Below are 21367 nucleotides of genomic sequence, written 5' to 3'. Positions count from 1 at the left end.
TTATGATTGACATTTCACCCCTGGGCTTTTATGTAATAATTGGATTTTACCATAATGACCTGTTTTCTGGAAGCAATGATTTTCAAATATTAGGTTGTTCAAATATTTCTTTAAGATTCTTTCTTTTAATATTAGCTGTTTGAATCATTCCATCAATCAGTTCTTGCACTGTCGGTACATCATTGATTAACCCCATTACTTGACCGGCCCACCCAAAACCAGTTTCTAAATTACCATCATAAATATAATTACAATTTGCTTTTCCGCTAATGTAATCTTTTAAATCTTCATACGTAGCTCCGTTATGCTCTTTACGAATAATCTCTTCTGTAAAAGGTGATTTAATAGTACGTGCAGGCGCTCCTAGAGATTTTTTAATGACAACAGTATCTGTTTCTTTTCCTTTAACTAGTGCTTCTTTATATACATCGCTTGCATGAATACATTCTTTTGTTGCAATAAATCGTGTTCCCATCTCAATTCCTTCCGCTCCTAATGCAAGTGCTGCAAGTAACCCTCTTCCATCTCCAATACCACCACTCGCTAATACGGGTATAGATACAGAATCAACAACTCTTGGTACAAGTACCATGGTTCCAATATCTTCTCGACCAAGATGTCCTCCCCCTTCTTGTCCAACTGCCATCACGATATCCGCTCCTAGCTCTTCAGCTTTTTGTGCTTGTCTAACGCCTGAAACAAGGACAAGTTTACGAATTGGTTCATCTTTTAATCTCTCTAAAACTGGTTTAGGATTTCCTCCTGTAATTGAAATAGCAGCTACTTTTTCTTTAATTGCAACTTCTAACAATTCTTCATATTTTCCATCATGTCGTGAAATAGCAAAGTTCACACCAAATGGTTCATCTGTTAATGAACGTGTTTTTTTAATTTCTTCTCGGAGTCTTTCCGCTGTTTTTAATGTTGCAGCAGTAATTTGCCCTAATCCACCTGCGTTCGAAACAGCCGCAGCTAACTCTCCATAAGCTAAATATGCAAGCCCCCCTTGAATAATTGGATATTTAATACCTAATATCTCAGTTACACGTGTTTTCATCATCAAACAGCCTCCCTCTCATTTAGAACTTCATTCATTTCCACCAGTTTATAGTATAAAAAAAACCTATAATAATACTTTATACAAACTTGTACATTAAAATGTCATCAATATACTCGTTTCTGTTTAATTTTATTTCCCTTACTTTTCTCCCTTCTTCTTTAAATCCCATATTTTTATATAATTTAATGGCATTTTCATTTGTTGAAAAAACGCCTAAACAAACTTTTTCAATTAAAGGATTTTTGATTGCCCATTCTAATAATGCATTAAGTAACGCTTTTCCAACGCCTCTATGACGATAATCTGGAAGTACCATCATCCCAAAATCCCCGGTATGAGCCATTCTTATTCGTGATGGTGATTGAAATACAATCCATCCAACCACCTCATCTTGAATTTCCGCAACAAAAATAACTTCTCTTTTATTTAATTGTTTGTCTTCAATCCACTTAGATTGGCCTTCTACTGTTTGAGAAAACTCTTCTAATTCTGTTATTAAATATTTCTCTTCCGATATAACTTTCTCTTGAATATAAAGCATTTTTTCAGCATCTTTTGCCTCTGCTAACCTAATCAATATCATTCGATTTTCTCCTTATAAAATTTAAAATAGTATATATTTTCTTAATATTTAATTGAATTATATATATTAATTTGATAGAAAGGAACATGAAATTGACTGTTAAATATTTTTTCTTTGAAAATAAAGATAGCCACCAATTAAAAAGATCAAACTTCCTAATATAATAATCATTAATTGATCCCCTAGTACAATAAAGTCATTATTCTTATCTCCAGCACTATACATCATCAAAAAAGGTTGTACCCAGAGATAATAGGGACTAAAACGTTCTGAATTGATGATTAATATCGAAGGCAACGTTAACATAGCATTAATGGCAAAAGGTGCTGCAAAATTATTAAACAAGATAGACAACCATAATTGTAAAGCTACTAATGGTAATGTCGCAAACCATCCACCTATAATACTTTTCCAAACCATTTCGTAAGGGAAAGGATCACTAAATCCTCTTATTATCCCCACAACAATTAAAGAACACAAAAATAATAGTTGAATAACCATTACCAATAATATTACGACAACATATTTGGCTGTAAATACTTGTCCTCTTGAAACAGGTAAAGCTAAAAGTTGCTTCCATCCCCCTGCTTGGTGCTCATATCTACATATAAAACCTGTAAGGACACTTGTAATAAGAGGTAAAAATAATAACGCATATGTCACAATCATATATAGATTAACAAATTCCCATGAGTTGACTTTAAATTTAAGTGGGGTATTAATTCCAGTGATTAATCCTATTACTGGTCCAATTAAAATAATTGAAATTATTTTGGATTTTCTCAGTTTAAACCATTCTGTCAATAATATATCTTTCAACTATTTCACATCCCTTCTATTAAAATCGAACATTCCAGCTAGATAAAGAACACATCCAAAAGTTATACCTAATACAACATTTAGGATTGGTTTTTCCCATGCATTTACCAAAGATGGCCACTTCCATATCAACCAATCTGGTAATGCATCCCCTGAGTAAGATAAGATTGTCCCCATAATACCAGTTGTAATAGGTATTCCTTGATTTTTACTAACAACAGCAATCCATAACTGTAATGCTAGTACTGGTATTGCCGCAAAAAAAGGATAAAAACTATATTTAAAAATAGAAAAATAAGGTACAGTATGACCTAAATGAAGAAAAAGACCAAACCCAAGTGTAAAGAACATCAATAAACATGATGATAATAAAAATAGACAAAATAAAATGACAAATTTTGATAAGTAAACATTTAATCTTGAAACTGGTAATGCCATTAATTGCTTCCATGCATTTGTTTCATCTTCTATACTCGCCATTAAAGATGTCAATATGGCAATTCCAAGTACAACGGCTAATGGTGTAAACGAAATAACATTCTCTAAATAATAGCTCCAATCATCATCGCTTTGTTTCAAAAGGTATTCTTTTCGAACTCCATAATTGACTATTTGCATTAAAATGACACCGAAAGGACCTAAAAAACATAATAACCAAAATCCCTTTCGTTTTATTTTCAAAAGTTCTGTCCTAATAATATTTTTAATCATATTCTATTCTCTCCCTTGGTTATTTGTAGGAAGATTTCTTCTAATGAGCTCTTTTCCTCTTCAATTCGGAAAATAGAATAACCATCATGTACAAGTGTTGCAACAGTTTGTGCTACATTCTCATCTGAACAATTTATTAATTCGATATTTCCATCTTTGTATGCAGTTTTTATACCCTTTGCTAGTAATAATTTTGATGCTTTTTCAACATTACTTACCTTAAGTGTAATCTTTCGTTTCGCATATAATTGCATTTTTTCAATTGAGTCTTGAAAGATAAGCTTTCCTCGATTTAAAATACCTACCGTTGTCGCCATTTGTTCAATCTCTGACAATAGATGACTTGAAATTAAAACAGTCATTCCATATTTTGACGGGAGACTCTTAATCAATTCTCTGATTTCAATTATTCCAGATGGATCTAATCCATTTGTTGGTTCATCTAAAATCAACAGTTCAGGATTATGTAGCAAGGCTGCAGCAATTCCTAACCGCTGTTTCATACCTAAAGAAAAATTTTTCACCTTCTTATTACCTACTTCCGATAACCGAACGATTTTTAACACTTCTTCAATTCTTGATGGGTTTACATTTAAGATTTTTCGAATTGCTTCTAAATTTTCGAAAGCTGTTAAGTGTGGATAATAAGATGGGTTTTCTACTATTGATCCAACTTTATGCAATATGTCAATTTTGCTATGTTTTAAATTTTTGTTAAAAAGAAATACTTCGCCATCGGTTGGCTTCATCAATCCTAAAATCAATCGAATTGTAGTTGTTTTACCAGCCCCATTTGGACCTAAAAATCCATATATTTCACCTTTAGGTATTTTCAACTCTACCCCATCAACAACATAATCGTTTCCTAACTTTTTTGATAAATTTTTTGTATGCAAGATATATTCCACTATAATCACCTCTCTATTATGTTAAAAAATAAAGTTTAAATTTAAGTAAGTAGGAAGTTTAAATTTTGTTTAAATCTTTAAAAACTAAAAAATCAGCTCTTCCAATAATAGAAGAACTGATAGTAAAAGAATTAAATATATTGTTGTTATTAATACCTTAGTTATTTTTAATAAGTATAATTTCATTGTAAAATTTTCTTTATCAAAATAGTAGTGCCATTCATATTCGATTGAATCTCCCATTCAAGTTTCATCTTTTGCAACATTAAATCTACTATGGATAATCCAATCCCAGCTCCTTTTTTGGTCGATTCATTGTTTATACCTTTCCCATGGTCTCGTATAATAATCCCATCATATTCGTTTGTCTTGACCGTTTTCACCTCGATAAACAACCCTTCTTTTGCATGGCGAAGGACATTTTGGAATAAATTATCTAATACTCTTCCGAACCATACAGGGTCCATAAACCAATTTGAATCTTTTAAACTATATAATTCAACATTGATCGTAAATCCCTCCTTTTCAAATACAAGATACCAGCTAGCTATGCTCTCGCGAACGAACCGAACAATATCTACCTGAACTGGAGTGAATTTATACTTACTTGCCATTAATAATGTATAGGACATTAAGTTTTCAATAAGATGATCGATATGAACAACTGTACTGTCCATAGCTTTTACTGCATTTTTTCCATCTTGTGTTAGCTTTTCTTTTTCAAGTATATAAATTTGGGCACTTAATTTCGTTAAAGGTGTACGCAAATCATGCGAAAGGTTTGCAATTAGCTCTCTTCTTAGTTGTTCTTCCTGACTTTCACGTTGTTTACTTTCCCTCAATTCGATAACCATTTGATTGAATGTTTGTTCAAGCTGACCAATTTCATCCATTTTCATCTTATTTTGTTGAATTTCTAATGGTAGTTGATCAACACCTCGAAACGCCATAGCTTCCTGCAGCTTCAATAATCTCTTTCGAATGCTCTTAAAAAAGAGAAAAGATATCGCTATAAAGACAAAAATAAAACATAACATTACAAGACTTAATATTGTGCCATATCTTTCATTTGCTTTAGCTATTGGTGGATTAAATGTTTTTCTAGGAAGTTGCAAAACAGCAAAGCCTTGATTTGTATCTTTATCTTTACCTAGAAATGCAATAACTGTAAAGGGATCATTTGCATAGTTTTCTTTTATAAATTTTGCAGTATATGTTGAATCCCACTTAACTGGTAATTGACTATGGAGATTTACTTTTTCTTTTAAAATCCCATTCCCATCAACCCAAAACATTGTTGATTTTGGAAATTCGTTTTTCCACTCATCAAAAACATTATTAATATTCTTACTATTCCCGATACTATTGATATCTTTATGCCATTTTGCTTCAATTTTATCTGTAGTGTATTCTGAATTCTTTTCAGATTGATGATCTATACTAATAAAAAATAAAGCAATCATTAAATACCCAATCTGAACGATAGATATTGCAGTTAAAATAATTATCATATATTTTGCTAATAACGATTTAAAAAATTTCTTCATTGTTTCACCCTATATCCAATTCCACGAATTGTTTCAATGATATTTGGTTTTGAGGGATCTTCTTCTAATTTTTCTCTCAAATGTCGAATATGGACCATTAATGATTTATCACCTTCCATGTATGTCTCTCCCCATACACCTTCATATAGTTGCTCTTTAGTTAAAATTTGATTTAAATGCCTGATAAAAAATTGAAATAGAAAATACTGTTTTCCTGTTAGTTGAATTTCCTCATTTTTGTTCTGATCGATAATTCTCAAATCTTTTGTATAAACTTTTAGATGACCTAACCTTAAAATATCGTCATTTTTTTGAAATCTTCTCAATAAAACCTCAATCCTTGCAAAAAGTTCATCGGGATGAAAAGGTTTTGTTAAATAATCATCTGCAAAACTAAGTCCTTCAATTTTATCTTCTATAGCTGTTCGTGCAGAAAGCATAAGTATAGGTAACTTATTATTTTCTTTTTTAAACCGCTTACCAATTGAGAATCCGTCTAATCCTGGAAGCATCACATCAATTATTGCTAAATCTATTCCAGTAGGATTAATTTCTCTATCAGCTGACTTTAGCCAAGTAACCATGTATCCTTTTTCTTTTAATAGATTTGTAACCCAATTACCAATTTCAAACTCGTCTTCTATGTATAAAATATGAACCAATCTTAACACCTCAATTATTCTAGAATTATATTATTAGTATATATTACTTTTAAATTATTTTTTGAAGATATTTATAATTCTACCTAAAAAACCATAAGTAGGGATGAATGAGATAAAACGTCATATTCTAAAGTCTTTCACACGAAAAACTTTTAAATACTTTAATTTTCCGCTGTGGGTGATACTACAATTTATCATCTACTTTTAACTGTTTAAAATTTGAACGCCTCCTAAAAAGGAATGTATATTCTTATTATAAAATACTAAAGTCATTTTCTAGTTTAATAAACAACCTTTTGATAAATTTTACTTTTTTTGATTTTAGATGGTATATTATAAGGAATTAAAAGAGGATTAATGGGAGGGATAAGGTGAAAAAATGCATTCTCATTTGTATTTTACTTTTCGCATTTGGCTGTTCCAATAAAGAGGATAAAAAGAATTCTTCAGATACGGCAAACGACACACAGATTGAGAATCAACAAAAAGAAATTCAGAAATTAAAAGTAGAATTAAAAGAAGTTAAAGATGATTATAGCGTTCATTTACAGCAGTTTGATGGTACATCTAGGAACATTATGTGGTTAATTACAGATGGGAAATATGAAGAGATAAAGCGCAGTTATAATGTTGGGTTTGAAGTAAAAGACGGAAAAATAATTTTCGCCCTACCAAAAAATGTAGAAAGTGCACCATTTCTAATCAAACAAGCCAAATTACCAATGTCTATAGCCTATTTTAATAGGGAGCCTGAAAGTACGGAAATTGGATATTATCTTGATGACCTTAAGAATGAAGAGAGATATTTAATTTCAGTGTTATTTGATAACGATGGTAAATTTAAATATATATTGGTAGGTGATACCTAATTAAAATACCGAATATCCGGTGAGATTCCACCAGATATTCGGTATTTATTGATAGGTAAGGAATTACATTGGTTGTATATTCTACATCTTCAAAAAATTCACTAAGGAGGTTTGTAAATTTAAATATTTCTTAGCCTAGTCTTTATTGGTATAATGTTTGCATTATAGATTTACTGGAGGAAGTTAATTGGATTTTATCGCAATTGAAATAGAGACGGCCAATCAATGGAGAGATAGCATTTGCTCGATTGGTCTTGTAAAAATAGTTGATAATCAGGTAGTAGATACCCTATTTACATATATTAATCCCGATCAACCATTTGATGAATACCATACTTCTCATCATGGTATTACAGAAGATATGGTGCGATTTTCATCTGTATTTGAGGATTTTTATCCCATTTTAAATCATTGGTTAACGAATCAAATTGTGATAGCATATTACCGTGATTTTGATGAATCTGTCATTGAAGAAGCGTGTACTTCTATAAATAAGCTAATGCCATACTGTCATTTTGGCGATATTCTTTCATTTTCAAAACAGAACTTAAAGCATCTTCAATTTTATACACTACAAAGTATTGCATCACAGTTTAATATTTCATTAGACAAAGAAAGAGCTGAAATAATTGCAGAACTTATTTTACGTTTTGAACAGTATTTTAATGATTTTGCCCTTAGCAAACTGACAAATAACCAATCACAATTATCCGTTCAAAACTCCTCATTTAGTTCTCCTACCGACTTCCAAGGAAAAACAATTGTTTTTACAGGTGGATTGGAAGGTTTAACTAGATCAATGGCTGCAAAGAAAATACGATCTTATGGTGGCATATTTAGCAATACTGTTACAAAACAAACTGATATGCTTATTGTTAGTAACAGTAGCTGGCAAAAAGCACAATCAGGTCAAAAAAGCTCAAAACTTCAAAAAGCCGAGCAATTGCAAGCAGATGGCTTTGCTATTAAAATTATTCCTGAAGAAAAAGTTCGCACCTATTTTAAGTAAATAAACCTGTTAAATTATTAATGAAATCCCCCTCTTTACATTAAATCAAAAGATGTACCCCTCTTTACTACATGATTAAAAATTTTCACGAATAAAAGGGCTGTCAAAAGACACCCTTTTCTCTTCAAACCTATCAATCTATATTAAAGTAAATTTACTTACTAGCGCTCTTCTTAACCCTCCATTTCAATACCAATTGTAGTATTGGTGGGATAGCCATATAAATTAAGAGCATTCGGAACAATTGATAACTGGCAACTGTTGATAAATCAGCATCTACTTCATATGCGATAATCCCCATCTGATCCATCCCTCCAGGCGCTAGACTCAAAAAACTTGTAACATAAGACAAGTTATACTGATTCGCTAGGAAGACGCTACAACCTAAAGTAGTACAAATAATTAGGAAACTACTCAAAAATGCCAATGGAATCATTTTTTTCTTATTAGCCAATTTATCCGTTTTCAACAACAAACCTATATAACCGCCAATTAAAAATTTGGAGAGGTCCAATAAACTTGATGGAATTTCCGGACCTTCTAATCCACATAAAGTCAATATCGTTACTGCAATGACAGGACCAAGAAAAAACGGGGCTGGCACCTTCCACTTTTGTGCCAACTTTCCTGCATATACACAAATAACTGTAAACAGTATGATACTTGGAAATAACCCCCTCCATTTGTCGACATCACTAGAAGAATGCTCGTTTAAAAATGTAATTTCTTTTTCTGTAAATGGCAAATGAAAAACCAGGAAAGGAAATAGGAACACAACCATCATGACTCTAATAACATGAAAGAAGGTTACAATGGTTATATCGATTCCCTTTACCTCTTCAGCAAAAACTACAATCTGTGATAGTCCTCCTGGAATACTGCTTGTGAGGGCAGTTGGATAATCAATACCTGATAGTTTAGTTACCAGAAAGGCTATACAAGCGCACATAAGGATAATAAAACAGGTCAGCAGCAACATGTAAGGCAAATGATGAACTATATCAGCTAGCGCATCCTGTGTAAACGACAATCCAATTGAATATCCGACAATTACTAAACCTATATCTCTCAGGACTTTAGGCCAAATGAATGTCATTCCTTTAGTTCGTGAAGCCAATAACATCGCTGTCATACTCCCAAGTAGCCAAGGAATAGGCGCATGGATCAAAGTAAATATCCATCCACCAATAAAAGCAACAATACCTGATATAGAAAGTTGAACAATCGCCTTCTCTTTAATTGAACTCCACTTTTTCATACAAACCCTTCTCTATAAAAAAATTCATATTGCCTATAGGTAAAGCTGTTTGCTTCCCACACCTTAAAAGAAAAATTAGAACAACTTAACTCCTGTGATAATAGTGTTTTCTATTAATAAAATAAACACTTTAACATTCAGTTACAGTAAATTAATGATTAGCGATATGAAATAACTCCAGTTAAAAGTGCTAGTATAATTAATACTATTGAAGTGAAAAACATCCATTTAAACGCAAACCGCTGGTAATCCCCTAAATCACGATTAACCATGCCAACTAATAAAAATGTTGAAGCAACTAATGGACTCAATAAATGAATGGGTTGCCCTAGTACTGATGCACGAGCGATTTCTATTGTATCCACCCCATATGATGCTGCGGATTCAGCAAGAATTGGAAGCACACCGAAGTAATAAGCATCATTTGACATCACAAAAGTGAAAGGCATGCTTGTCACAGCAACAATGATAGGAAAGAAAGTCCCTAAAGAATCGGGTATTAAGTTAATAAGTGAAGTAGCCATTGCTCCAACCATTTTTGTCCCTGATAGAATGCCTGTAAAGATGCCGGCCGCAAAAACTAACGCCGTAACAGTTAAAGCATTTCCTGCATGTGAGACAATTCGTTCTTTTTGCTGTTCTAGGCTCGGATAATTTACCATCAACGCACATCCAAAACCAATCATAAATAGTACGGAAACAGGCCAAATCCCCCAGACAAGCACAATCATCAGTATTGCAGTCAATAGTAAATTAATCCACCATCTGTCCATCCGTAACAGTGGTTTTTGTTCTAACGTAGCAGCTTGTTCCGAATAAATCTCATAATCCTCGTTTTTCTTTTGTATTTCCACAACTCCTAATCTCTTACTTTCTTTTTTACCCAAGAGATACGAGATGAAAATTATCCATATAGCACCAATTAACATCGTCGGTATAAGTGGAACAAAAAATTCAGTTGGATCAACTCCTAAAGATACAATTGCCCTCGTTGCTGGTCCTCCCCAAGGAGTCATACTACTCATAATACTAAGAGAAAGCATTGCAACTGTTGCTAATATAAGAGGATTCATTCCCATTCTTTTATACAATGGTAGGAATGCCGAAACAGTAATCATATATGTCGTCGTTCCATCTCCATCCAGTGCCACCAAAAGGGATAATACAGCTGTTCCCATTACAATCTTAACCGGGTCGCCCTTTACAATCTTTAATATTTTTGTAATTAGTGGATCAAAGAGCCCTGCATCAATCATGATTCCAAAATATAGTATTGCGAATAACAGCATAGCAGCAGACGGTGCCACTTGTTTTACACCTTCAAGCATCATGTCTCCAACTTCTGTCCCGAAACCACAAAGTATTGCAAACAACAAAGGTATAATCATTAAAGCTACAATTGGCGACATTCTTTTTGACATGATGAGAAATGTAAAAATAGCAATCATTGAAAAACCCATTACAGCTAAAATAACGATCGCCTCCTCTTCTATAGGGTGAAAACGCTTTCTATTTACGATAAATTAAACAGTTTCCATCCTAATACCTTGTACCGGAATTCCAAGCAATATCATTTGAAGCATGTATTTCAAAGAAGGAATTTCCCCTACCAAGCAATACATGCTCTCTTCATAATACTTTCTAAAAAATTTACTATTTAGTTACTATGCCTTTATTACCATGAACATACTTGGAAGCGGATGTACCCGCTAATTTCCCAAAAACAGCCCCAGACATCAGACCAGAACCACCTGGATAATTCCCGTAAAAAATCCCTCCAATCATCTCTCCTGCCGCAAATAGTCCCTTTATTGGTTTACTTTCTTTATTTAATACACGACCTTCTATATCTACATGCAATCCTCCAAAAGCGAAAGTAATACCACAAGTTACTGGGAAAGCGTAAAAAGGTCCTTTTTCAATACGCAGCGCCCAATTCGACTTAGATGGTACAATTCCATTTGTTCCTTTTCCATCTTTTTTGGTAGGATCATACTCTCCTTCTTGGACCGCATCATTGTAATTTTGGATTGTCTTCATAAATTGTTGTTGATCTACCGGAAGTAATTTCACCAGCTCTTCAAGCGTATCTGCTTGATAATAAGTTGCCTCTTCTAAATCATATTCTTTTCGTAGCATTGGTCTTACTTGTGAATCGTAGATTTGATATGCTATATGGTCAGGTTGCTTCAGAATTTCACGCCCATATTTCGCATAGGTATAATTTCTGAAATCAGCCCCTTCATCCACAAACCTTTTACCTTCGCGGTTCAACATTATGCTATACGGATACGAATGCTTCTTGAATATATCTCCCGGTTTCGTAAAATCCCCTACACGCGGAGCTTTGTAATCGGTTCCAATAGAATGGCAGCCTGACCACTCACCATACTTTTGTGCTCCAACCGCCAACGCCATAGAAATGCCATCTCCTGTATTAAATTCTGTTCCTCTGACTATGGCTGCATTCCACTCTTCCCCTATATATTGTGCTCTTAGCTCTTTATTCGCTTCAAAGCTACCGCACGCTAGAATTACGCTAGAAGCTTCTATTGTTTGTCGCTTACCATTTTGCTCAATAATCAGTCCAGTAATATGTCCATCTTGAGAAGCCAGCTCTATAGCACGCGCATTATACTGAATATCGATGCCTAATTCTTCTGCCCTTAGGAAAAGCCTATTTATTAAACCTACTCCCTTGTTAACAGTTTTAATAGGTAATCCTCCCCAAAAATGACACTTTCCTTCTTGCTCAAATGATTGATTTTCATAATTCAACTCAAACTGTACTCCCTGTTCCTTCATCCATTTAATAGTTTCATATGATTTAGAAACAAGTTGTTTAGCCAAGAGTCGATTACTTTTCCCTTCTGTTACACGCATCAAATCATTGTAATAATCTTCTTCAGAATACGTAGGCATCACGATTGCATCAGCTTCCACATCAGTCAAATCCGGAATCAACTTTCTAATTGCATTTAAATCATCATATGCTACACGAATGGCTCCATCTGTAAAAAAGGAATTGCCACCTCGCTTCTCAATTGGACCGCGTTCTAACACAAGTACATTGGCTCCCTGTTCTTTCGCTGAAATTGCTGCGCATAAAGCGGCATTTCCTGCCCCTACTACGACTACATCATAAATTAACGAAAAATTTAGATTATTCTTCATTATCTTATCCCTCCTGTAGATTTCATGTATACAACCAAATTGAAGTGCATTAAGCCACCAAAAGTTTATCTATGAAACTTTTTCTTTCAATTAGATTGAAAATTATATATTTATATCATATACTCTGATTGAATATTTAAAAAATACTGTATATTTATTGAAAACCATAAAAGATTTTTATATCTATTTGTGATTGTTAAAGCCATATATATCATAACAATTAGGCAGGAGGTCACCATGAACGAAAAAGACTGGCATATCTTATCCACTTTACTTGAGGAAAAAAACATCACTAAAACTTCTAAACGATTATATATCTCTCAGCCGGCCCTGACCTATCGAATTAAAGAATTAGAAAAAGAATTTAATATTAAAATTATAACTAGAGGAAACCGTGGCGTTGATTTTACTCCAAGAGGTGAATTTTTGGCAGAGTATGCAAAAAGTATGCTTGCCCTATTACAAACAACAAAAGAGCAACTCGTCAATATGAAGGACGGCATTTCTGGAACACTACGATTAGCTGTATCAGGCATGTTCGCACGCTATGAACTCCCAACTTTACTAAAAGAATTTCTTAGCATATTCCCCGATGTAGAAGTTAACTTAAAAACCGGATGGAGCTCAGAGGTAAATCTTATGCTTCAAAAAGAAGAAGCTCACCTGGGTATTATTCGGGGCAATTATGACTGGCCAGGAGATAAAATTCTACTGAAAGAAGAAAAAATTTGCATTGTCTCCAATACAGAAATCGATGCTATGAATCTTCCCTCTTTACCTAGGATCAATTATCAAACAGATATGTCACTAAAAAACACCATCGATATGTGGTGGAATCAAACCTATACTGTCCCACCAATAATAACAATGGAAACTGATCGTAGCGACACTTGCAAACAAATGGTTTTAAATGGCTTAGGTTACTCTATTCTTCCGGAAATCTGCATTCAAAAAGAGGAGCCATTGTACACCATTCCATTAACAGCAAAAGATCATTCCTATGTGACAAGAAATACATGGCTTATGTACCATAAAACAGCTTTGGAATTAAAGCATGTGAAAGCCTTCATAGACTTTCTCAAAGAATATAAAGAAAATACAAGTCTATAACGCATTGCATGAACTTAAATAAACCACAAGGCTTGAATCGACCTTGTGGTTCCTAAATAATCTATTTTTCTTTCAAATAGTTTAAAGTAGCTGCTCCTAAGACATTAGCAGCGATTAATAATGCTCTTTCGTCAATATTAAATCTCGGATGATGATGAGGATAGGTTTCATCCCACTCTGGATTTTGAGCTCCAGTAAAAAAGAAAGTACCTGGAACATGTTGCAAATAGTATGCAAAATCTTCTCCACCCATATACGGTTCGCATATTTTCAGTTCTTCTACTCCGTTTACTTTTGGAGCGATTTCAACCAAAAAATTAGTTTCTGCTTCGTGATTCATCACAGCTGGATAACCCCTGGAATAACGATAATCATACTCAGCTTTTGTCAAATAGCAAGATGCCTTTAGTACTTCTTCAATCTCTTCTTCAAGTAATGTTCTTGTATATTCATCAAATGTTCGGACTGTTCCCTTCATCTTAACTGAATCCGCTATTACATTAAATGGATTTAATGCTTCGATATGCCCAATAGATACAACTGCAGGTTCTATTGGTTTAACTCGTCTTGAAACCAATTGCTGAAGATTTGTTATAAATTGTGCCGCAATAACTATTGAATCTTTAGTATCGCTCGGATTTGAACCATGTCCACCCTTGCCTTTAACAGTTATATCAATAGCATCGGCAGCCGCCATGATTGGTCCATCTTTTATCGAAATCCTTCCTAAAGGTTCCGTAGCCCAAAGATGCGTACCAAAAATGACATCTACACCTTCTAAACATCCATCTTCGATCATCGCAATTGCCCCACCTGGCGCAATTTCTTCTGCAAACTGATGTATAAAAACAATTGTACCTTCTATCTCACTTTGTAATTTGTTTAATGCTTTTGCTAAGACTAGGAGCGTTGCAGTATGCCCATCATGACCACAAGCATGCATAACGCCATCCACTTTTGATTTATAGGGTAGATCGTTTTGCTCCTGAATAGCTAACGCATCGAAATCAGCTCTAAGGGCAACTGTTTTTCCTGGTTTAGCACCCTGTAACTTTGCAACAACTCCACGCCCCCCAACACCTTCTCTAACTTCATGACCTAATGCACGATGATAGTCAGCGATGTATTTTGGCGTATGCACTTCATGATAAGATAATTCAGGATTTTCATGAAGATACCTACGTATTTCAACCATTTCGCCAAAAGAATCTTCTAATATTCTAAATAGCTTTTCCATTCATCCTCGCCTCACTTTAAATAAATTGAATCCCCAGGTCCTAAAGGAAGTCCTAGTAAAAACCAAAGACTAAATAATATAATCCATCCAATAGCAAAAATAACTGAATACGGAAGTAATGCAGAAATAAGTGTACCGATTCCAATGTTTTTATCATATCTTTTCGCAAAGGCAAGTAAAATTGCAAAATATGCTAACATTGGTGTAATTGGATTTGTGATAGAATCTCCTACACGATAAACGGCTTGTGTTAGAGCAGGACTATAGTTTAAATACATAAACATTGGAACAAAAATAGGTGCTAATAAAGCCCATTTTGCAGATGCACTAGCAATTAATAAATTAATACCTGCACAGATAATGATGAAACCAATAATCATTGGCAATCCAGTAAAATTCATAGCCTGTAATGCTTCTGCACCTTTTATCGCCATAATTGGACCTATATTGCTCCAACCGAAATATGCAATCATCTGCGCAGCTACAAATGCCAGTACAATAAAGGAAGACATATCTGCTATTGATTTGAACATTTTATCTGCTACATCTTTATCACTTTTAATCACTTTGGTGACAATTCCATATGCCAAAGCTGGCAATAAAAACAGGAATAGCATAATTGGGACGATTCCTGTCATAAAAGGTGATGATAAAAAGCCACCTGTTTCTGGATTTCTTAAAATACCATTTGATGGTACAACAGCGATTAAAATTATTAGAACATAAATTGCTGTTATAATGCCTGCCCATTTAAGCCCCTTCATTTCTAGAGAAGAAATAGGTTCAAGTTTTTCAACATTCCCTTTATAATCACCAAATCTTGGTATTGTAAATTTATGTGCAACAAATGTACCCAATGCAACTAATACAAATGTAGATGCAATTAAAAAATAATAGTTCATCGTTGCTCTACCCGTATAACCTGTTTCTACTAGTCGAGCAGCAGATTCCGTTATCCCAAGAAGTAAAACGTCAAGTGAACTTATTAAAAGATTTGCACTAAACCCTCCAGCAATAGCTGCATATGTAACGATTAAACCAACAAGTGGATTTTTCCCAATACTCATAAATATTAAAGCAGCAATCGGAGGTAAAACAATAAATGCTGCATCTGCTGCTAAATTCCCAACCAATCCTGTTAAGATTAAAAATGGTATGATTAATTTTTGTGGTGCACTCATAACTGATTTCTTCATTAATGCAGCGATTAAGCCCGTTTGTTCGGCTAATCCAATCCCTAACATCGTCACAATTACCATTCCTAATGGCGGAAAGGATGTAAAATTTGTAAGCATTTCATTAATTATCTTTATTAAACCTTCTTGATTGAGTAAATTGACAACTGCAATTTTTTCATTTGTACCGGGTTTCACTGCTGAAACATTAAACTTTGATAATATCCAAGACGACCCTAATACGATGAATGCCATTATTACAAAAAGGGTGACTGGATCTGGTAATTTGTTTCCTGCCTTTTCAACTCCATCTAAAAATCGTTCAATCATCGTTTTTTTCTTTCGTACATTAACAATATCTTGCATAAGGTCCCTCCTTTTGTCTGAATATTATTATTATACTGAATATTTAAAAATATTAATATAGTTAAATTTCATCAAAATAAGATTTTTTTGTAACATTTAACAAAATATCTTTATTATTTGATTGATTTTATAAGGTTATGTCGAAAATAAAAGTATTATTCTAATAAAAAAACTATAACCAAACTCCATCGTTAAGAGTTGTTATAGTTTTAAATTGAATCTATTAATCTTTTACTTTTATAGTATAAGAGCTGATGGAGATTTTAGAATCGGAAGAGTCGAGGATAAACTTTTCCTTAGCATATAGTTAATGGTGTGATTTTTACTCGTATTTCTTTTGTTCGGTTGGAAATGATACCATCTACATTTTTTCGAATGTATAAAGGACCTTCTGGTTGATAATTATGAACTTTTATATATCGTAAAAGCTTTTCTATATGCTTTTGATCGTCCCCAGATTCATCACTCCACCTTATAATTGCAAAATCCCCTTCTTCTATCTCCGTTAACAAATCAATATCCATATGTAAAGGTTGTTCAACTATTATAAAAATGCCTTCATAGGAATTTTTAAGTTTGTCATGACAATCCTCAATATTTTTTAAATAACCAACATTCCCTATAACAATAGGCACAATATGTTCATAATGCGATTTTAGATGACGTAACTCTACTTCTATCTCCTTAAATGAGTCCATTTTTTTGTTTACGCGTAGAATATTATGTGAACTAATACGCTGAAAGTAGGGTCTTCCTATGTTTTTTTCATTTATAGTACTTTCAAACTCCCTTACTCGTGAATACAATCCTTTTTCAATTCGTTTTAATACATTAACTTTTTCACGCGTAATATTCCGAACATTTTCTAACACCGATATAAAATCATCTAAACTACGATTTTCTAATTGCTTTTTTATATCATTTAAAGGTACACCAATCATTTTCATACACAATATTATATCGAGTTGCTTGAATTGTTCGACTGAATAATACCGATATCCAGTTCCTACATCCTTTTCAATCGGTTTAAACAATCCAATCTCATCATAATAATGAAGTGTTTTTATAGAAACATTATTCAACCGCGCCATCTGACCAATAGATAGTTTGTTTTTCATGAATTGTCCTCTTTCTACATTTCTCTTAATCCTATTATAAATTCTCACACAATATTTTTACAATATTTTCTTTCTTTTTAATAAAAGTGTAACATTAATAAAGAGATTTATACTATTAGAATCAAAAAATCTGCCCCTCTCAAAAGAGGAGCAGATCCATATTTTTGATAAAATTTCTCTTACACAGCGCCTTTCATTTCTTCCTTCTCTTCTAAACGCTTTTCCCAATAATCTGCATTTTCAATTCCTAATTTACGAGGGTCAAATACAGGATCTAAACCTTGTTTTTTCTGCTCCTCATAGTCTTTCAATGCAATTAGCGTTGGTTTTACTAAGAACAACAATCCAATAACATTTACATACACCATTAAGCCGAGACCAACATCACCAAGCGCCCAAGCTATAGCTGCCGTTTTTACTGAGCCGTAGAATAATAAAGCTAAGAACACTACTTGCATGACACGAATTGAGATTTTTAGTTTAGCTCCTTCTAACATAAAGGCTAAGTTTGTTTCAGCTATATAGTAATATGCCATAATAGTAGTAAAAGCAAAGAACAATAATGCTATAGCGATAAAACCTGAACCAAAACCAGCAAGTGGGAATGCTTGTTCAATTGCTGATTGTGTAAACGCTTCACCTGGTTGAATATTCGGAATATTTTCTTCTAAAAATTTCCCTGTTTTTTCATCTTGAACGTTATAAGCACCCGTAAATAATACGATAAATGCGGTTGCTGTACATATTAGGAAAGTATCAAAGTAAATTGAGAAAGCTTGAACGAATCCTTGCTTAACCGGATGTGATACTTCTGCTGCAGCTGCATGATGTGGACCTGTACCTTGTCCAGCTTCATTGGCATAAATACCACGTTTAACTCCCCAGGCAATTGCTGCACCTATAATACCTCCATACATTTCGTTTTGACCAAATGCACTTGAGAAGATTAAACCAAACACTTCTGGAATTTTATCAAAATTTAAAATAATGATTATAATAGCCATTATAATATACGCCGCCGCCATAAATGGGACAATGATTGATGCAGCTGCCGCAATACGTTTAAGTCCTCCAATAATAATAACACCTATTAATACGACTAAAAATGCACCCGTCACCCATGCTGGGATATGGAAAGCATTATCCATTGCTCCTGCAATTGAGTTTGCTTGAACAGAAGGCATTAATGCAGCCATAGCTATTACGCCTACAACAGCAAAAATCATTCCTATCCATTTTTTTTGCGTAAATTTATAAAGATAGTAAGCGGGACCTCCTCGATAGACTCCATCTTTCTCATCCTTATAAATTTGAGCTAGCGTTGATTCGACATAAGATGTTGCAGCACCTATAAACCCTAAAACCCACATCCAGAAGATCGAGCCTGGCCCACCATGGCCAATTGCAGTTGCCGTACCTGCGATATTCCCCACACCAATACGTCCTGCTAGCGCCATTGATAATGCTTCAAATGAAGATACACCAGATGACGATTTCTCACCTTTTACTAATTGAACAAACATGTCCTTAAAGAATCGTACTTGCATAAACTTTGTTCTAAATGTAAAAATTAGCCCAGCTACTAAAATTCCATAAATTAGCACTAGACTCCATAACCAATCATTAATCTTTGAAACTATTTCCTCCATAAACTACACCCCTTCTTTTTACTATAAAATTAATTATATTCTGAGCATTCTTAATATTCAATATAGTTTTTCAAAAAAATTATATATTTTGCGAAAATCATATCAAAATTAGATAGATACATTTTATATTTATACTCAATCGTATATGCATACTTCTTTTAAAATCTATTATTAATTTTATAGAATTCTTACTTATGTATAAATCCTTTATTAAGTAAAAAAGAGTAAGGAGACTATTAATCTCTTTACTCTTTTTTAAATTTCTTTATTCAAATGGCATATTTTCTCCATTTAATATTAATGAATGCGTAATATCTGCTTTTAATGAGGCAGAAACTGCACAATATTTTTCTTCACCTAATTTTATAGCTCTCCATACTTTATGGGCATCGATATCACCATCGACTTTAAATGTTAGATGTGCAGCTGTAAAAGCTGTTGGCATTTCTTCACGTCTTGTTCCATCTACTACAATATCTAATTTTGTGATCTTTTCTAAATGAGGTTTTAGTATCATTGTAACGTCAATACCTATACAACCTGCTAATGCACTTAAAAGCATTTCTGTTGGGGTTGGAGCCTGCCCATTCCCACCATAGTTTGAGGTAGCATCCATAGCCATTTTATATCCAGATGCTCCTACTGCTTCAAAAGCACGTCCCCCCTGCCATTTTGCTGTAATTTGCATATTTTCTCCTCCTTAGAATTCACTAACCTGATGTAAAAATTGTTGTGCTCTTGCAGTTTGTGGGTGTTCAAAAAATGCTTTTGGTTCTGCATCTTCAACAATTACACCATCTGCCATAAACAAAATACGATTCGCCACATTCTTTGCGAAGTTCATTTCATGCGTGACAATGATCATTGTCATCCCTTCTTCTGCTAGATCTTTCATCACTTTTAATACTTCACCTACTAGTTCAGGATCAAGTGCTGAAGTAGGTTCATCAAATAACATAAGCTGTGGTTCCATTGCTAAAGCTCTTGCAATAGCTACACGTTGTTGTTGTCCTCCTGAAATTTGAGAAGGATAGCTATTTTCTTTATCTGATAATCCAACTCTTTCTAGTAAATCTGAAGCTATCTTGTGAGCTTTCGCTTTTGGCAATTTCTTTACAACTATTAGCGCTTCCATAACATTTTCTATAACAGTTTTATGTGGGTATAAATTAAATTGTTGGAACACCATACCCGTTTCTTGTCTAATGGCATATATAGTTTTTTGTAATTCCTTTTTCGATGCTTTTGCATCAATTACATGGCCATTTACTGATATTTTACCTTGCGTAATTTTCTCCAACCCATTAATACATCTTAAGAATGTACTTTTACCTGATCCACTTGGACCGATAACGGCTACTACTTGATGTGCAGGAATGGATAAAGTTAAATTCTTTAATACTTCATGACTATCATAATTTTTGTATAATTGTTCAATTTCTATCATCTTCTGCACCTCCTAGTAGACCGATAAGCGTTTTTCTACTTTATTTAATATAAAAGTAAAGAATGTACTCATTCCCCAATACATAATTCCAATTGAAAGATAGAATGGCATGTAAACATAATATTGAGCAACTAATAATTGAGCAGAACGCATTAGTTCTGTTACTGCAATGACAGAAACTAAAGATGTTTCTTTTAACATTCCAACAAATGTATTTCCAAGTGGAGGGATTGCATATCGAATCGCTTGAGGAATAATGATTCGGCGCATCGCTTGTTTTTCAGTCATTCCAGTTGCAAGTGCAGCTTCTGTTTGTCCTTTTGGTACAGATTGAATGGCACCACGAAATGCTTCTGATACATATGCACCAATATTGATACTTAAAGCTATATACGCCGCTGTTAATGGTCCAAGCTCTATCCCATAATCTACTAAACCATAATAGACAATGACAATTTGCACCAGTGGTGGTGTTCCTCGAATAATCGAAACATAGACTCTTGCTATATTACGCAGAAAGCGATTGCCCTTTATACGAGCAATCGCAGCAAGTAAGCCTATTATTAAGCCAAAGAACATGGATACCACGGTTATCAGTAAAGTGTAATATGCCCCTTTCAATAGAAATGGGATATTTTCAATGATTAAATCCATGTTTTCTTCCT

Annotated in this window: 20 protein-coding genes; 3 read left to right on the top strand and 17 right to left on the bottom strand. The window is 33.7% G+C overall.

Going from position 1 to position 21367, the window contains the following annotated elements; translation table 11 throughout:
• Positions 1–82: 82 nt before the first annotated feature.
• The 7 genes from CW357_RS12825 to CW357_RS12795 form a co-directional block, all read right to left on the bottom strand.
• Positions 83–1057, bottom strand: a complete 975-nt coding sequence (locus tag CW357_RS12825) for an NAD(P)H-dependent flavin oxidoreductase (RefSeq protein ID WP_124218260.1) — start codon at positions 1055–1057, stop codon at positions 83–85.
• A 79-nt stretch (positions 1058–1136) separates the two neighbouring features.
• Positions 1137–1643, bottom strand: coding sequence for a GNAT family N-acetyltransferase (locus CW357_RS12820; protein ID WP_124218258.1), 507 nt, complete (start codon positions 1641–1643; stop codon positions 1137–1139).
• A 99-nt stretch (positions 1644–1742) separates the two neighbouring features.
• Positions 1743–2462, bottom strand: coding sequence for an ABC transporter permease (locus CW357_RS12815; RefSeq protein WP_124218257.1), 720 nt, complete (start codon positions 2460–2462; stop codon positions 1743–1745).
• Positions 2463–3173 (bottom strand): ABC transporter permease, encoded by a 711-nt coding sequence (locus CW357_RS12810; protein WP_124218256.1) that lies wholly within the window; start codon positions 3171–3173, stop codon positions 2463–2465.
• Positions 3170–4081, bottom strand: coding sequence for an ABC transporter ATP-binding protein (locus CW357_RS12805; RefSeq protein ID WP_124218255.1), 912 nt, complete (start codon positions 4079–4081; stop codon positions 3170–3172). Before CW357_RS12805 ends, CW357_RS12810 begins: the two co-directional genes overlap by 4 nt.
• 182 nt (positions 4082–4263) lie before the next feature.
• Complete coding sequence (locus CW357_RS12800) at positions 4264–5628, bottom strand: HAMP domain-containing sensor histidine kinase (RefSeq protein ID WP_124218254.1); 1365 nt, start codon at positions 5626–5628, stop codon at positions 4264–4266.
• Positions 5625–6290: a response regulator transcription factor gene (locus CW357_RS12795; protein ID WP_124218253.1), complete on the bottom strand. Its 666-nt coding sequence runs from the start codon at positions 6288–6290 to the stop codon at positions 5625–5627. Before CW357_RS12795 ends, CW357_RS12800 begins: the two co-directional genes overlap by 4 nt.
• 371 nt (positions 6291–6661) lie before the next feature.
• Here CW357_RS12795 and CW357_RS12790 point away from each other — a divergent pair, with 371 nt between their 5' ends.
• Together CW357_RS12790 and CW357_RS12785 are read left to right on the top strand one after the other, a co-directional pair.
• Complete coding sequence (locus CW357_RS12790; RefSeq protein ID WP_124218252.1) at positions 6662–7159, top strand: hypothetical protein; 498 nt, start codon at positions 6662–6664, stop codon at positions 7157–7159.
• A gap of 187 nt (positions 7160–7346) precedes the next feature.
• Positions 7347–8168, top strand: a complete 822-nt coding sequence (locus CW357_RS12785; protein ID WP_124218251.1) for an exonuclease domain-containing protein — start codon at positions 7347–7349, stop codon at positions 8166–8168.
• 154 nt (positions 8169–8322) lie between these two features.
• On the opposite strand, the gene CW357_RS12780 is transcribed toward CW357_RS12785, so the two are convergent.
• The 3 genes from CW357_RS12780 to tcuA form a co-directional block, all read right to left on the bottom strand.
• Positions 8323–9426 (bottom strand): AbrB family transcriptional regulator, encoded by a 1104-nt coding sequence (locus CW357_RS12780; RefSeq protein ID WP_124218250.1) that lies wholly within the window; start codon positions 9424–9426, stop codon positions 8323–8325.
• A gap of 158 nt (positions 9427–9584) precedes the next feature.
• Complete coding sequence (locus CW357_RS12775) at positions 9585–10898, bottom strand: CitMHS family transporter (RefSeq protein ID WP_124218249.1); 1314 nt, start codon at positions 10896–10898, stop codon at positions 9585–9587.
• Positions 10899–11079: 181 nt separating this feature from the next.
• A complete protein-coding gene (gene tcuA, locus CW357_RS12770) occupies positions 11080–12600 on the bottom strand; it encodes an FAD-dependent tricarballylate dehydrogenase TcuA (RefSeq protein WP_124218248.1) in 1521 nt (506 codons plus the stop codon).
• A gap of 237 nt (positions 12601–12837) precedes the next feature.
• Here tcuA and CW357_RS12765 point away from each other — a divergent pair, with 237 nt between their 5' ends.
• Positions 12838–13710, top strand: coding sequence for a LysR family transcriptional regulator (locus tag CW357_RS12765; protein WP_124218247.1), 873 nt, complete (start codon positions 12838–12840; stop codon positions 13708–13710).
• A gap of 61 nt (positions 13711–13771) precedes the next feature.
• On the opposite strand, the gene CW357_RS12760 is transcribed toward CW357_RS12765, so the two are convergent.
• From CW357_RS12760 to CW357_RS12730, 7 genes are all read right to left on the bottom strand, one after another.
• The gene (locus CW357_RS12760; RefSeq protein ID WP_124218246.1) at positions 13772–14947 is read right to left on the bottom strand and encodes an amidohydrolase; all 1176 of its coding nucleotides are present in this window, start codon (positions 14945–14947) and stop codon (positions 13772–13774) included.
• A gap of 11 nt (positions 14948–14958) precedes the next feature.
• Positions 14959–16488, bottom strand: coding sequence for an AbgT family transporter (locus CW357_RS12755; protein ID WP_124218245.1), 1530 nt, complete (start codon positions 16486–16488; stop codon positions 14959–14961).
• A gap of 296 nt (positions 16489–16784) precedes the next feature.
• Positions 16785–17606, bottom strand: coding sequence for a MerR family transcriptional regulator (locus CW357_RS12750; RefSeq protein WP_124218244.1), 822 nt, complete (start codon positions 17604–17606; stop codon positions 16785–16787).
• Positions 17607–17785: 179 nt separating this feature from the next.
• A complete protein-coding gene (locus CW357_RS12745) occupies positions 17786–19255 on the bottom strand; it encodes an alanine/glycine:cation symporter family protein (protein ID WP_124218243.1) in 1470 nt (489 codons plus the stop codon).
• Between the two features lie 265 nt (positions 19256–19520).
• Positions 19521–19943 (bottom strand): OsmC family protein, encoded by a 423-nt coding sequence (locus tag CW357_RS12740; protein ID WP_124218242.1) that lies wholly within the window; start codon positions 19941–19943, stop codon positions 19521–19523.
• Positions 19944–19955: 12 nt separating this feature from the next.
• On the bottom strand, positions 19956–20702 hold the full coding sequence (locus tag CW357_RS12735) for an amino acid ABC transporter ATP-binding protein (RefSeq protein WP_119415691.1): 747 nt from the start codon (positions 20700–20702) through the stop codon (positions 19956–19958).
• A gap of 12 nt (positions 20703–20714) precedes the next feature.
• The gene (locus CW357_RS12730; RefSeq protein WP_119415692.1) at positions 20715–21356 is read right to left on the bottom strand and encodes an amino acid ABC transporter permease; all 642 of its coding nucleotides are present in this window, start codon (positions 21354–21356) and stop codon (positions 20715–20717) included.
• Positions 21357–21367 lie beyond the last annotated feature (11 nt).

It is taken from the genome of Rummeliibacillus sp. TYF005, from assembly GCF_003844195.1.
Lineage (GTDB): Bacteria > Bacillota > Bacilli > Bacillales_A > Planococcaceae > Rummeliibacillus.
This window is presented reverse-complemented; position numbering and strand designations above follow the sequence as displayed.